A 13,273-nucleotide genomic window follows, 5' to 3' on the forward strand; every position below is an offset into this window, starting at 1 on the left:
TAATGTATTTATTTTAAAACTATTCTTTCTTTTTGGAAGTATTGGGAACAGAGGTTCTCACACCCTAACTCATTTTCCGAAAAAAATTAAAAATAAAATATTGCATTAAACTTTAAATGGGGCTCCTAATGAGGCTGGGACGCAACTCGATATGGGTCGTGGGAATAGCTCTAGCGCTAACCTACGAATTCTTCTATATTTTTTCTCTTGAAGGAATTACGTCGCTCCTACTTTTGTTGCTAGGTATTCTCTTAGGCCCTATAATTCTGCGCCTCGGGTACGACTATAGGTGGATCAAGTTCAGTTCCACGCTCAGCTTTCTTTCGATTTTTTCCTTCATCTACAACTTCTTCATTTTCCTTATAAATATCCCATCTATACCGAAGGCTTTTGGTTTTTTCCTGCTTCCCTTGCTATCAACTTCTGCGACTGGATACCTATACGAGAAGCTGTCCAATCTGCGGGAAGCAAGAAGAGTTAGGGCAAAGGCAGTTCCGCTTTCTAGGAGGCTTAGAAGCGTCCTTTATCAGCTTGACCCAGTAATGTGGCTCTTTATACTGCTAAGTGCATTTATTCTTGTTACCTTCTTGGTTACCCCGATTCTTCTCGTGCTGATAGGCGCCTTTCAGCCTCCTGCAGGTTTGCCGTGGTATGCAAACTTTCAAAGGATATTCTCGTCTAGGGACTATGTGAGGCTAGAGCTTCTCCCAGGCGAACAGGCAATAACCGCTGTTCCCTATGGGGAAAGTGTACTCTACATCATTAAGGGGGTAAACTATGGAATTCTCCTTAATAGTTTGTTAAACTCTCTTGTTGTAACGATAAGTGCCACTGTTCTCGGTATAATAGTTGCCTTTATAATTGCGAGGTACAGTTTCCCCGGAAAAGAGCTTTTAAGGTTGCTCTCAATGATTCCCCTTTTCGTAACACCATTTGTGAATTCCTATGTGGTAAAGATTCTCTTCAGCGAGTATGGGCCCGTATCGATGATTACCTCTAAACTGTTCGGCTGGAGCATCAGGATAGACGGCCTTGCAGGTGTAGCATTGGCCCAGATAATAAGCTTCTATCCTATCGTATTCATGAATGCATACAGCGCTTTCCTCAACATTGACCCAAGCACAGAGGAACAGGGCGAGAACCTAGGCGCAAAAGGATTCTACCTCTTCCGGACAGTCACGTTTCCACTCGCGTTGCCTGGCATAGTTGCGGGGGCCATCATTGTATACATCTTCAGCATAGAAGATGTAGGCGCGCCGCTAATCTTCCAAGAATGGAACCTTATGAGCGCACAGATTTTCAAAGGCTTTATTACACAGACAGGCATTGTGTCGCCCGAATCAGCGGCATTAGGCTTTGTCATGCTTTTTATAGCCGTCATGGGCTTCCTCGCGATAAGGAACTATGTTGGAATGAGGAGCTACGCTATGATTAGTAGGGGAGGAAGGCTTGTCTCCAGGCAACGTCCCCTTGGAAAGCTCGGCCTGCTTGCCGTGTATTTACTTGTATTCCCATTTGTTCTGGTTACGGTTTTCCCACAGATAGGCGTCTTCCTGTTAGCATTCAACATTATGCCCCCCAGGGGCTTCTCGCTGAGCTTTTCTTCCCTCAGCTTAGACTACTTTGAGAAGCTGTTTCTAGATCCAGGAATCTTCAATTATATCAGGAATACCCTTATCTATGCCACCTTATCAGTTGTAACGGCAGTTCTCCTAGCAATAATGGTCGGCTACAGCGTGAGCAGGGTAAAGGTAAAATGGTTGTCAAACTTGCTCGACACTCTTGCAACGATACCACTAGCTATACCGGGCCTAGTTATAGCTCTAGGCTACTATTTCTTCTTCACGAGGTTCTTCGCGAAGACCCCGCTAGACCCAGCATCCATAGGCGCGTTCCAAGCATGGGTGGTTCTTGTGATCGCATACAGCATAAGGAAGCTCCCATATGTCGTTAGAAGTGTTTTTGCCGGTTTCCAGCAAGTACACGAGGGACTCGAGGAGGCGGCACTTAACCTTGGGGCAACGAGGTCTAAGGTCATCTTCGGCGTTGTCTTGCCATTCATTATCTCGTACGTGTTCAGCGGCGCGGTCCTCGGCTTCATATACATGGCTACAGAGGTCAGCACAAGTATAACGATTGGCAACTTTAATCCGTCCCAGGCCCCCATGACGTACTACATGATGAACGTGTATAAGGGAGGATCCCCCATTGGCGTCCAGATAGCTGCGGCGATGGGTGTGCTATTAATTTTAATACAGCTTGTTGCAATATTGATAGTGGTAAGAGTCTTTAAGCAGAGGTACGCGTTTATAGGAATATAGGTGGGTCCCGTGACAAGGATAAGGCTAGAAGGAGTAACTAAAACATATGGGGCAGTAAAGGCAGTCGACAATGTTTCTCTCGAGATAAGGGACGGCGAACTCTTCACAATTCTCGGCCCAAGCGGGTGCGGAAAAACTACGACCCTCAGGATGATTGCAGGCTTCGAGGTTCCAGACGAGGGAAAAATCTACTTTGACGACGAAGACGTGACTTTCCTAAAACCCTACCTGAGAAACACTGCCATGGTTTTCCAGAACTATGCCTTGTGGCCCCACATGACTGTCTTCGAGAACGTCGCGTATGGTCTCAAAATAAGGAAGAAACAGCTCAAGCTCAGTGACGAGGAGATAGAGAAAAGGGTCAAGGAAGCGCTCCGCCTTGTGAAGCTTGAGGGCATGGAAGACAGGTACCCGTTGCAGCTCAGCGGTGGGCAACAGCAAAGGGTAGCTCTTGCACGTGCACTCGTCGTACAGCCAAAGGTATTGTTGCTAGATGAGCCTCTCAGCAATCTTGATGCAAAGCTTAGGATAGAAATGAGGGAAGAAATCAAGCGTATACAGAAATCTCTGGGAATAACTGCGGTATACGTTACTCATGACCAGCTCGAAGCCATGAGTATAAGCGACAGGATAGCTATCATGGACAAGGGAAAAGTTCTCCAATACGGGACACCTAGGGAAGTATACTTTAGGCCCACAAACCTCTTTACGGCAGAGTTCCTAGGCAGGAGCAACATCTTCCGCGGGAGAATAGTTGAAAAGCAAGACAGCTACCTCGTCGTCAGAGTTGAAGACCTAGACATCGACCTAAAAGCTACACCTATACAGCCAGACCTTACTGGAGAAGTAGCACTCGTAATAAGGCCAGAGTCTTTTAAGGTTGAACAATCCAGCCAGGAAGACAACATTGTTAGGGGAAGGGTCGACTTTGCCATGTTCCTTGGGGACAGGACAGAGGTCAGAATCAAAGTAGGAAAAAGTAGCTTAATAGCATATCTCCCAAACAACTTCTATCCAGAAATAGGCTCAGAGCTAGCTCTCGGAGTAAGCTGGCGCAACGTGATAGCCCTTCCATACAAGTAGAATTCAGAAAAACAATTTATCTTTCTTTCACAACATTATTACTGATTAAAATGCCACCATTCAAACTTGAAGAGTTCTCATACAAGGAACTAGAAGAATTCATCAAAAAAGAAGGAATAGACACCTTCATTCTACCCGTAGGGACAATAGAGCCGCACGGCACCCACCTCCCCCTAGGTACAGATGCACTGATCCCAATCGCGATGGGAGAATATATAGCAGAAAAACTCAAAGCAATACTTCTGCCCCCCATCTATTATGGCGTAACCACAAGCCTTCACGGCTACACAGGCTCGATTAGGATAAAACCAGAAACACTGGAACAATACGTCTACCAGATACTCGAAAGCATGAAAATGCACGGCTTCAAATACGCCCTAATACTAAACGGGCACGGCGGAAACACACAGGCACTAGAAAACGCCGCTAGGAACGCCTGGCTTAACCTCAGAATGGCAGTCATGGTCGTAGACTGGTGGACCCTAGCAAGGGAAAAAGGACTAACACAGAAAATACTTGGAAAAGAAGGCGGCCACGCCGCAACAGACGAGACAGCAATGATCCTTGCAACCTTTCCAAACCTTGTCAAGAAGAAGCTCTACGACCCAAAGTCCATATATGTTTACTCCAATGGCATCAGGGCATATCCAACCCCCGGCACGATCATCAATTATTCGGAGAAAGAGGGAGAGACAGAATTCAAGGACCAAGGCTCCCGAGAATACTTTGAAGCTGTCTCAAAGCTTATCCTCGAAGCCTTCATAGAATTTAAAAGCAAGGTTTCGAGCATAGTTGAGTAGTGTTCGCAGGTTTTTTTATCATTTTTATTTCTAAATAACCAGTTAAAACAAATTTAAGTATAAAACTTTACATAATGATTTTTATATTACCATATCATGATATAAACTCGACCAAACATGACAAAAGGATTAGCAATAATAATGTTCTCAGGAACCGCCGACAAATTCATACCACTAGGAGTACTAACACAAACAGCTGCAAACCTAGGTGTCCCCGTAAGGATCTTTGTAACAGGCTTTGCAACACCCTACTTTACCAAAAACAAGCCCCAGCCACGTTTCCCAAAGGAATTTGAGGACATGGTTCCCGCACTGCTCCAAGGCATGGAAAAACTAAAGGCACCAAGCTGGTACGACATGGTTAAAGAGGCCAAGGAGACAGGAGATGTAAAAGTTTACGTCTGTAGCCTAATGGCTGAGATGCTGGGTATAAAGAAAGAACACCTCGACCCAATCGTGGACGACATTGTGGGAGCAACTTTCTTCATGAAAGAGACAGCGGAATACGAAGTAATATTCATCTAAAGGGTCCATAGACATGCCAGAAATAACTGTTGACGCTAGAGGAATGGCCTGCCCAGGACCCATCTCAGCGTTGACAAGGGCATATAGGAACGCAAACAATGGAGACGTCATAATAGTGATGGCGACTGACCCCGGCTTCGAGCCAGATGTAAAGGCATGGATAGAGAGAACGAAGAACGAGTTGCTGGAGCTGAAGAAGGAAGGAGGAGTAATAACTGCCAAAATAAAGGTCGTAGCTAAAAAGTAATTTTTTTGTGTTTGGTGTTTTTGTATGAAAAAAGTTGTTATTCTAGGTGGCGGAGGAGGCGGAGCAATCCTCGCAAACCTCTTGCCACGTGAAGAGTTCCAAGTGACAGTTGTTGACAAGAGTCCTCTACATTTCTTTCAGCCTGGGAATCTATGGATAGCGTTCAAAGGTGTCAAAAAGGAAAAGTTTCTAAGGCCATTGAGAGAGCTTCTGAAGCCTCATGTAGATTTTGTCCAGGACGAGGTTGTAGAGGTAGATTTGCAGAACAGGTCTGTGAAGACGAAAAATGGGAAGCAGCTAGGCTACGACTACGTTGTTTTCGCAACTGGGGCAGAGCTGGACTACGATGCCCTGCCTGGGCATAGGAAGCTTTTAGAAACCTATGGAGACTTTTATTCTTCACCTGAAAATGCTGAGAAACTCTACAAGACGCTCTTGGGAATGAATTCAGGCAGATTCGTTATTGCTGTTGCTGACCCAATCTACAAGTGTCCCCCGGGACCCCACAAGGGAACATTTCTTTCTTGGGAGCTATTTTCAAAGAGGGGCCTAAGCAACAAGGTGAAAGTTGTCCTAGCTGTTCCCGTGCCACACGCGTATCCATCCAAAACGATTGCCGACATTATTGAGCCCGAGCTCAATGCGAGGGGAATCGAGCTACATACCTTCTTTACAGCCAACGAGATTGATCTAGACAACAAGAAGATAATAAGCCTTGAGGGCGAAGAGCTCTCCTTTGATGTTGCAACAGTTATACCGCCCCATAGGGGTCCCAGCTACATGGTTACTCCTGAAAGCGTCAAGGATGGAAACGGCTACATAAAAATAGACAAATACACAAGCAAGGTAGAAGGCTTCGACGACGCATTCGCCATTGGAGACTGCACAAACGCGCCAACCTCTAAGAGCGGAGTAACAGCACACCTACAGGCAGAGGTTGTAGCTGCAAGGCTCCAGGGCATCGATGCTAGGTACAGTGGCAGGACAAATTGTCCCCTAATAACTGACGGGAAAGGGCTATTCGTTATAAGCGATTATGACCATCCGCCGATCCCTGTACGCTTTTCCAAATTCAAGAGGCTAATGGAGGATCTCTTTGTTGCCACGTACTGGAGTGCAATTAGGTATCCAGAGTTCTGGAGCCCAGTATTTAAGGCATATTTTGAGGCAACAGACGAGATGATTAGAAAAGGTGAAGGGTGGTAAAGGTGGAAACAATATTGACCAAGGAAAGGAGAGAGGCGCTAGAAAAATTCCTAGACATGCTCGTTAAAATGAACGAGCTAGGCCTGCTAGACACCATACGAGACCTACTCGACCCAGAATTCATTGGGAGACTGTCCGAGCTCTTAATGACTCCGGGCACACTTAAACTATTAGACCACATAGACGACCTCCTAGATCTTGCAGGCTCAATAGACGTTGAAGCCATAAAAGGAAACATGCCCGTCATAAAGGCCGCACTAGAGGCTCTATCCCGTGAACCTAAACCAGTTGGCATTACCGGCCTTATGCGTGCAATGTCGGACCCAGACGTCCAGAAGGGTCTCGGCTTAATGGTGGAGCTTCTGAAAGCGATAGGAAAAACCAAAACAAAATAATTTTTTCTTTTTTTTCCTAGCAACCAAGCATTAAAGTAGCTCGCGCTACCAAACACATTCAAGGAGCTTAGCCCCTAACCCTAATACCTAACTCTTTTTCAGGAAACTCTTGGGGAGACATCCTTGTGAGGAGCCTTGCAACCCTGTTTCGTAGATCTGTGGCAAGCGTAGCTAGTTCTGCAAGTTCCCTATTGTCAAATTCATAATTTGGGAAGAATAGCTTAATCATTCCTGACAACAATTTTTTCACGGCTTTCTCGTCACGTATCGTATAGTTGCCAATGAGTTCAAAGTGCTCGTTTACGACTCCCTCGGCAGACTCAGACCTAAATCTGTGTAGAACCTCTGCCAAATAGTCGGAGGCCAGCCCATAGCCAGAAGCTAGGGAAACCTCGCTCTTCATTATTTTTGGAAGCTCCCAGCCAGGGATAAACCCATGTATCCTGTCGAGGAAGGCAGAGTCATGCATAAAGCCTGGTAGGTAGCTTAGTACGGATCCCACGTCCTGGACTTTTTCCATGTCTATGTTGCCTACGAAGACAAGTGAACATGTGCTGTGTGCTCTTTTCAGTGCTCCTCTTTCAAAGAAGCCGTCGACCATGTAGTCCTTCAGCTTGGACGCAAGCTCGTCTGGGTTTTGAAGCTTCACCTTGCTTATCTCGTCGAAGACAAGTATGTCATGGAGAGCCAGGTCTCCTGGGATAGAGAGCCTAGCATCGAAAAACAAGCGGGCAGGAGTAATTGTGCCCCCTGCATAGATCCTCGCATAGTAGACTGTGTTTCTGTAGAGCGACGTCTTCCCAGTAGCCCTCGGTCCGAGCTCCAAAAGGTTTACGTTTGTCTCAATTGCTGGGACGAGCCTAAACAGGAGCAATGTTTTCTGGAGTGGTGAATATGCTTCTGGGTTAAGCCCTATGCTTGTCACGAGCAGGTCTCTCCATTCTTCAAGACTAAAATAACGCCTCCCCTCACGGAAGAGATTCAAGTCAACATAGGAAGCCTGGAACGGCCTGAAATCCTCCAAAACGATGGGTGTCATGCTTCTCTTAGTCTTCAAGGCGTCAGGAGAATAATAGAGGAGGCCTATCCCCCATAGGCCAGAGAATATCCTCTCGTTTTTCTTGACAATTTCATCGTTTACATACGCGTCGAAAATCTGTAGCGATGGGATCTCCAGTATGTATGCGTTGTTTTTCAAGTCGACCCTGACTTTAAATTCGTCTAACAGCTTGAGCTGGCCGTCTTCCTTAAGCTTGCTTAGGAATAGGTCGCGCTGAGAAGGTTCAGGATAAAGCTCGGCTATGTATCTAGAGAGACTAGAGATACAGGAGGCGTCCTGTTTGTCCCCGCACTTATAGCTTATCAGGTACTCTGAGATAAATCTAGGTATTCTGGCAATCGAGGCATTGTTTGATATCTTCTTGTTTATTGCTACAGGTCCAAAAACCCTCCTTATCTTTGAATCTAGATTTTCCCTCATATTTACACCTCACGGCAGAAAATCGTCAATGAGATTTTTCCTTGCTTTATACGTATCTTCGTTATCTTTGCCAGCCTTCCTCTCTTCTGGTTTTGTATTTTCAAGCCCATCAGACATTCTCTCCGCGATAGGCAACCTTTCTTTTCTCGGGACTCGTTTCGCTGACGCCCTCTTTTTCAGCCTATCCTCAATCCTCGCCTTCTTAGGGACACCTCGTAGTTTGTAAACCCTTTCCTCTGTAAAAATCTCTATCTCCTGGAAAGGGGTACGAGTGAAACGGCTAGAAAGTTGATTTTTTGTTCTAATAAGATATTCGCTTGAAAGGTCTACTTTTCTACTCTTAAAAGATAAGTCTTCAACACTCAAGCCGTTAATCACTAGTTCGTTGGCTCCCAGAATGTAAATAGTATTATGTGCCTCAATGTTCAAGAGGACGAGAAATACTAAAGACGTAAAAGACAATACTATGCTGGGGAGAAATTGCTGAAGCCCCTCTATGCCAAAGTTTGGGACGAGGAAAGTTAAATAATAGAGTAGCACCAGTAGCCTCTCCATATTTGTAGTTTTTCCAAAAACAATGCTGGTCAGACCCAAATAGCCTAGGGGTAGCCATGTTAAGGTCTCCGAGAAACTTGTTGCTACGCCGGTGAGGAGTAAGGCAATTATTCTGAGGTAGCTACCAAGCCACCCTAGAGGCACAGGCTTTACGATAGTCTGGTTTGTGCTAGCCATTTAGACCTAGACAGAGAACATGGGACACGTAATAAAACTTACTGGGTTCCGGAAAGCGGGCCTATGCATGAACGATAGATACATCAGATTTATATCCAAGGCAGGAATATTATTAATTGTGGATACAAAAAGGTTTATTGAAAAAGTCAAGAAACGTGTAAGGATCCAGAGGGAATTCTTGGAAGAGCTCTATAGAGCTTTTCTCCCCAAAGAGCTTTTCAAGCCAGAGGAGAAAAAAGAAATAATTTAGGGGCGTGCAGGATATCTTGTATCAACTATTATGGCTAATGCTTTGAAGGTTATAGCCATGAGAAACGGTGACAGGATTAATGCTACTATGTTGCCAAGTGCAGAAACAATTAGATTGATAATGAGGAGCGCTATTAAAATGACTAGGTAGTTACCCAGACCAATTGTCTGAATAAGGCTCCATGCTTCGCCGAAGGCAAATATCTTTGAGGCATCACCAGTTCTTAGAATTATTCCCAGAAGTGGGTAAGCAATGAAAGCAATGGCAAGCAAGAGTATAAAGCCCAGCGAGAAAAATATTCCTCCAGCCAGTAGCCTGAGGAAACCTATGCCAGTCATTCCCATTGGATGGAAGGCCCCGCTGGTAACCATGCCGATACCTATTAAGAGAAGGGGGACGATGAAGTAGACCAGCGATATTAGGATAACCTTGAGACCCTCTACGAAATATTCACCCAGTCTCGATGTTTCTAGCTTCGGCGGCTCCTCGGGATTTTGCCAAACTATTTCTGCAAAGTAGCCTATAACAATAAAGTTAACAATTGGTATAATTGACAGGACAATCAAGATCAACAGGTTGCCAACGTCTTTTGTCAGCTTCACGGAAAAATCTATTGCTCTAGACAGTACATTTCCCGGGTCAATTGTTTGTTGAGTCATACATAATAAATAAAAACCCTGAATATAAAGCTTAGCATGAGTTACGGTTTTTTATTTAAGACGTGGAAAATTCTTTTCAACAATTACAGCTACTGGGACACCAATAATAACAATCGAAACAATGGAGCCGCCTAAAACTCCTAGCACTGACAATATCAGTGGGAGATCAATACCCATAGCCCACTCGAGCAAAAACTTGAGATAAGTACCCACGATAATAGAGACTACAACTGCCTCTGACGCCGCGCCCCAAATCTTAAGCTTAATCCCCGCTCCCCTCTTAGCAATCAAATAAGCCAACATACTCGCCACAAAGTTAGCAATAGATCCAAACACCGCATCAATCATTGATAAAGACAAGCTCCCCCACGGAGCGGCCAAAAAGTTTCCAACGAAGCATCCCAGACTGACGCCGACAGCCACCGGGAACCCATAAACCATGGAAAGAGGGAGCAATGCATCAGCGAGTCTAACCTGGAAAGCCAGGAAAGAAATTGGCTGGAGAACAACTACGAGAACGGCATATAGAGCCGCAATTAAGGCCGAGAGAGCTACATCCTGTGAACGCATGCCTTTGCAACCTTATTCAGTGATGTCTCGCACTTTATAAATGTTGCTTCATCATGAAGGAAGAACAAAATTACGGCTCGCAATGATGGATATAAAATTATACGTTAGAGTGAAATACGAAAAAAGAAATATATTTTTGATTTTACTCGGCTTACTTTGAAATTTCTTTTTCTGTTGAGCGTCTCTTTACAGCCTTGTCAAATATAATCCAGTTCCTGTACCACTCCTCGTTCTCCTTCTTGAGAAGAGTCAACACTTCTTTCATAATTTCTTTCGTAGAAACCTCTGTCACATTACTTTTAAGAATGTCCCCCTCCACAATTTTAGCTATTCTCCTAGCTACATCCAGGGGTGCACCAGCCTTTAGGCAACTAACAACAATTTTTTCAGGAGCGAATTCTTCCTTTGAGCCGTCTCTTTTAATAACATATACAGTCATACTAATCATTAATTAAAAGATTTTCTCATAGTTATAGTTTATCTTTAAAGATATTTATAAAAACGAGTCATTTAAAAATATTTCTTTGCAAGATATACTTTTAGGGGTTCAAAGGCTAGAGGTATCAATGAAGTAGTGGCAACTACTAAGAGAAGGTTTGGAGTTAGCTCCGTAAAGATTATACCAGTATAAGCGAGGAGAGTAAAAACAATCAATGTACCGAGCAATGAAATAGTTAGTTCTCTCCCAGGTCTAGAAGACCATAGCCATTTCCTTTCCCTAACCATAAGTATTCTCACTTGACTCGTGTAGATGAGTGACAATAGCACGGCAGAAACGGTAGCATTCCAAGATGAGTTAAGCACGGAGAGGGAGATATATGTGACAATCACTGGTGGTATGAGCATCGCTATAGATAAGGGGAGCGAGAAAATCATTATATTTTTCACATTCCACGTGGCAGGCTTCATTGATGGCCGAGCATTATCAGTCGAAATAGTCATTGTTAAAAAGTCGTTGGCGAGCAGAAGGACGGCCATCCCCATAGGTGTAATAGTCATTTTTCTTAACCAAAGCATTCCTACGAGGATTACGAGGATGGTCTGGAGTGTCTTAGTAATCTTGTTTATAACCCAGGTTAAGGCTCTTTGATGCAGGATTCTCCCAACTGTAATTGCATCAACTATGACGGATAATCCATCCTCGAGCAAAACGAGGCTTGCAGTCGCTTTTGCCGCGTCCGTAGCTTGTTTAACGGCTATACCAGCCTCTGCTTGGCTTAGTGCAGGTGCATCGTTTACTCCGTCACCAGTCATGGCTACTCTATAGCCTTTAGATTGTAGAGCCTTTACTACGTTGAATTTGTCTTCAGGATATACCTCTGCTAGACCATCAGCCTCATCAATAATATCTTCGAGTTTTACGTCCTTAGACATAATCTCACGTACTGAAAAAATCCTTTCACCAATAGCTACGTTTCTTGCAATCTCCTTAGCTATAGCTACATTGTCCCCCGTAAGCATGACTGGCCTCACGCCGTGTTCGCGAAGCTTAAGTATCATTTCCCGCGCATCCGGGCGAGGCGGATCCATAAGGTGGATAAGTCCAGCAAATGTGACTTCCCGTGAATCGCCTCTTTGGACAGCTACTGCAAGGGTTCGTGCACCTTTCCTTGAAGCTTCCTCGATGTCTTGGAGAACTTTATCTTTAAGGTGCTCATTATTTGTGCATAGAGATAAGACAGTTTTTGGCTCACCAAGGATAGCCCTAACCTTTTCGTTGCCGCAGAGCGCAACGCACTCAGACCTCTTCAAAGATGGTTCAAAAGGAGTAAAGCTTAGCTCCTTGCATAGATCTCTTGTGACACCAATTCTCTTACCATACGTTATAATTGCATCGTTTAATGGATCATGGGCCTCTTCTCGAGACGCCAAAACAGCGTATAGAACTACATCTTTCTCTGTGAAGCCATAGCCTTTAACACCGACAACCTCCAGCTGGTTGAGGGTTATTGTTCCCGTCTTATCAAGGCAGGCAACATTGACGGCACCGATGTCTTCAACTGCGCTTAACCTAGTCACTAAAACGTTTCTCCTAGAAAGCTCCATTGAACCATAAGCCTGCATTATTGTTAATACTGCTGGCAAAGCCACAGGGACACATGACATAAGGAAGACTACGGCTAAGTCTATTAGGGAAAATACGCTCCACTTCTCCATTATTCCTATAGGAATTGAGACTGCGAGGGCTACTAGCCCAGCATAAAGCATGTAACGTGTAATTTTGAGGACGGCTTCTTCCTGCATTGAAGTTGTCTTTGCCTCTTTTACAAGCTCAATTGTTTTACCAAAATATGTCTTTGTGCCAGTAGCAACAACAATGCACCTAGCTTCTCCCCTCTTCACTATGGAGCCAGAATAAATTATTCCTCCCGGTCCAACCTCTACTGGCAGAGACTCCCCTGTAAGTGCAGACTGGTCGACAAGCATATTGCCGTTGATAACTTTTGCGTCCGCTGGCACGATGCTTCCAATCCTTAGAAAAATAATGTCGCCTGGCACGAGTTCCCTTGCATCTACCTCTATCCACTTTCCGTCTCTTAGCACGCTAACCTTAACCGAGAGCTTTTTCTTGAGTAATTGTACCGTTTTCTCCGAGGATCTTGAATGGAGAAAACCTATTGTTGCATTCAGAACCAGGAGAAAGGCAATTATCTCAGCTTCAAGGATCTTTTCTGCAACAATAGAAGTGATAATCGTTATCTCCATAAGCCAGGGAAGCGGCCCCCAGTAACGCTTCAAATATTCGAGCAATGGATTCTTTTTCTTTTCTGGAACCTCGTTAAATCCATACTCCTTGAGCCTACGTGAAACCTCTTCAGAAGATAACCCCTCCTCGCTAGAAGAGAGATAGGCAATGACTTCATTAATACTCATGTTTTCCATGTCTCTGACAGAATACGTTCGGCTTTCTTTCAACATACAAGTCACACAAATTTCCTGAAATTACAAGTAAATACTTAACCCTTTTTCTTGTTCTTAGGTAGATAAACATAGATAATTATAAA

At 44.5% G+C, this 13,273-nt stretch carries 14 protein-coding genes; 8 read left to right on the plus strand and 6 right to left on the minus strand.

Annotation, left to right across the window (positions count from 1 at the left end; genetic code table 11):
• The first annotated feature begins 116 nt into the window (after positions 1 to 116).
• The 7 genes from QXT17_RS07165 to QXT17_RS07195 all read left to right on the plus strand — a co-directional run bounded on the left by QXT17_RS07165 (position 117) and on the right by QXT17_RS07195 (position 6,577).
• On the plus strand, positions 117 to 2,321 hold the full coding sequence (locus tag QXT17_RS07165) for an iron ABC transporter permease (protein ID WP_020961818.1): 2,205 nt from the start codon (positions 117 to 119) through the stop codon (positions 2,319 to 2,321).
• Positions 2,322 to 2,330: 9 nt separating this feature from the next.
• Entirely contained in the window at positions 2,331 to 3,404 is a 1,074-nt protein-coding gene (locus tag QXT17_RS07170; RefSeq protein ID WP_052885602.1) for an ABC transporter ATP-binding protein, read from the plus strand.
• A gap of 50 nt (positions 3,405 to 3,454) precedes the next feature.
• Positions 3,455 to 4,204: a creatininase family protein gene (locus QXT17_RS07175; RefSeq protein ID WP_020961816.1), complete on the plus strand. Its 750-nt coding sequence runs from the start codon at positions 3,455 to 3,457 to the stop codon at positions 4,202 to 4,204.
• Positions 4,205 to 4,321: 117 nt separating this feature from the next.
• Positions 4,322 to 4,729 carry a DsrE/DsrF/DrsH-like family protein gene (locus tag QXT17_RS07180; RefSeq protein WP_020961815.1) on the plus strand — a complete coding sequence of 136 codons (408 nt, stop codon included), beginning with the start codon at positions 4,322 to 4,324 and terminating at the stop codon, positions 4,727 to 4,729.
• Positions 4,730 to 4,742: 13 nt separating this feature from the next.
• Entirely contained in the window at positions 4,743 to 4,976 is a 234-nt protein-coding gene (locus QXT17_RS07185) for a sulfurtransferase TusA family protein (RefSeq protein ID WP_020961814.1), read from the plus strand.
• A gap of 24 nt (positions 4,977 to 5,000) precedes the next feature.
• Positions 5,001 to 6,182 (plus strand): FAD/NAD(P)-binding oxidoreductase, encoded by a 1,182-nt coding sequence (locus tag QXT17_RS07190; protein WP_020961813.1) that lies wholly within the window; start codon positions 5,001 to 5,003, stop codon positions 6,180 to 6,182.
• Between the two features lie 2 nt (positions 6,183 to 6,184).
• On the plus strand, positions 6,185 to 6,577 hold the full coding sequence (locus QXT17_RS07195) for a DUF1641 domain-containing protein (RefSeq protein ID WP_148681929.1): 393 nt from the start codon (positions 6,185 to 6,187) through the stop codon (positions 6,575 to 6,577).
• Positions 6,578 to 6,644: 67 nt separating this feature from the next.
• On the opposite strand, the gene brxL is transcribed toward QXT17_RS07195, so the two are convergent.
• Both brxL and QXT17_RS07205 read right to left on the minus strand, forming a co-directional pair.
• On the minus strand, positions 6,645 to 8,057 hold the full coding sequence (brxL, locus tag QXT17_RS07200; RefSeq protein ID WP_020961811.1) for a BREX system Lon protease-like protein BrxL: 1,413 nt from the start codon (positions 8,055 to 8,057) through the stop codon (positions 6,645 to 6,647).
• 9 nt (positions 8,058 to 8,066) lie between these two features.
• Positions 8,067 to 8,789 carry a hypothetical protein gene (locus QXT17_RS07205; RefSeq protein WP_020961810.1) on the minus strand — a complete coding sequence of 241 codons (723 nt, stop codon included), beginning with the start codon at positions 8,787 to 8,789 and terminating at the stop codon, positions 8,067 to 8,069.
• A gap of 118 nt (positions 8,790 to 8,907) precedes the next feature.
• On the opposite strand from QXT17_RS07205, the gene QXT17_RS07210 reads away from it, so the two are divergent.
• Positions 8,908 to 9,039 carry a hypothetical protein gene (locus tag QXT17_RS07210; protein ID WP_020961809.1) on the plus strand — a complete coding sequence of 44 codons (132 nt, stop codon included), beginning with the start codon at positions 8,908 to 8,910 and terminating at the stop codon, positions 9,037 to 9,039.
• Here QXT17_RS07210 and QXT17_RS07215 read toward each other — a convergent pair.
• The 4 genes from QXT17_RS07215 to QXT17_RS07230 form a co-directional block, all read right to left on the minus strand.
• Positions 9,036 to 9,698, minus strand: coding sequence for a DUF4013 domain-containing protein (locus tag QXT17_RS07215; protein WP_342783153.1), 663 nt, complete (start codon positions 9,696 to 9,698; stop codon positions 9,036 to 9,038). The genes QXT17_RS07210 and QXT17_RS07215 overlap by 4 nt on opposite strands.
• Before the next feature lie 51 nt (positions 9,699 to 9,749).
• Positions 9,750 to 10,268 (minus strand): QueT transporter family protein, encoded by a 519-nt coding sequence (locus QXT17_RS07220; RefSeq protein ID WP_020961807.1) that lies wholly within the window; start codon positions 10,266 to 10,268, stop codon positions 9,750 to 9,752.
• Between the two features lie 151 nt (positions 10,269 to 10,419).
• Complete coding sequence (locus tag QXT17_RS07225; protein WP_020961806.1) at positions 10,420 to 10,707, minus strand: ATP cone domain-containing protein; 288 nt, start codon at positions 10,705 to 10,707, stop codon at positions 10,420 to 10,422.
• 71 nt (positions 10,708 to 10,778) lie between these two features.
• Complete coding sequence (locus QXT17_RS07230) at positions 10,779 to 13,187, minus strand: plasma-membrane proton-efflux P-type ATPase (RefSeq protein ID WP_020961805.1); 2,409 nt, start codon at positions 13,185 to 13,187, stop codon at positions 10,779 to 10,781.
• Between the last annotated feature and the right edge of the window lie 86 nt (positions 13,188 to 13,273).

Source organism: Thermofilum sp. (assembly GCF_038871435.1).
Lineage (GTDB): Archaea > Thermoproteota > Thermoprotei > Thermofilales > Thermofilaceae > Thermofilum > Thermofilum adornatum.

Bases quoted from the DNA above. Each gene is read 5' to 3' on its own strand.
- QXT17_RS07165 (WP_020961818.1), top strand. From the start codon at position 117: ATGGGGCTCCTAATGAGGCTGGGACGCAACTCGATATGGGTCGTGGGA.
- QXT17_RS07175 (WP_020961816.1), top strand. From the start codon at position 3,455: ATGCCACCATTCAAACTTGAAGAGTTCTCATACAAGGAACTAGAAGAA.
- QXT17_RS07180 (WP_020961815.1), top strand. From the start codon at position 4,322: ATGACAAAAGGATTAGCAATAATAATGTTCTCAGGAACCGCCGACAAA.
- QXT17_RS07225 (WP_020961806.1), bottom strand. From the start codon at position 10,707: ATGACTGTATATGTTATTAAAAGAGACGGCTCAAAGGAAGAATTCGCT.
- QXT17_RS07190 (WP_020961813.1), top strand. From the start codon at position 5,001: ATGAAAAAAGTTGTTATTCTAGGTGGCGGAGGAGGCGGAGCAATCCTC.
- brxL (WP_020961811.1), bottom strand. From the start codon at position 8,057: ATGAGGGAAAATCTAGATTCAAAGATAAGGAGGGTTTTTGGACCTGTA.
- QXT17_RS07185 (WP_020961814.1), top strand. From the start codon at position 4,743: ATGCCAGAAATAACTGTTGACGCTAGAGGAATGGCCTGCCCAGGACCC.
- QXT17_RS07215 (WP_342783153.1), bottom strand. From the start codon at position 9,698: ATGACTCAACAAACAATTGACCCGGGAAATGTACTGTCTAGAGCAATA.
- QXT17_RS07230 (WP_020961805.1), bottom strand. From the start codon at position 13,187: ATGTTGAAAGAAAGCCGAACGTATTCTGTCAGAGACATGGAAAACATG.
- QXT17_RS07220 (WP_020961807.1), bottom strand. From the start codon at position 10,268: ATGCGTTCACAGGATGTAGCTCTCTCGGCCTTAATTGCGGCTCTATAT.
- QXT17_RS07205 (WP_020961810.1), bottom strand. From the start codon at position 8,789: ATGGCTAGCACAAACCAGACTATCGTAAAGCCTGTGCCTCTAGGGTGG.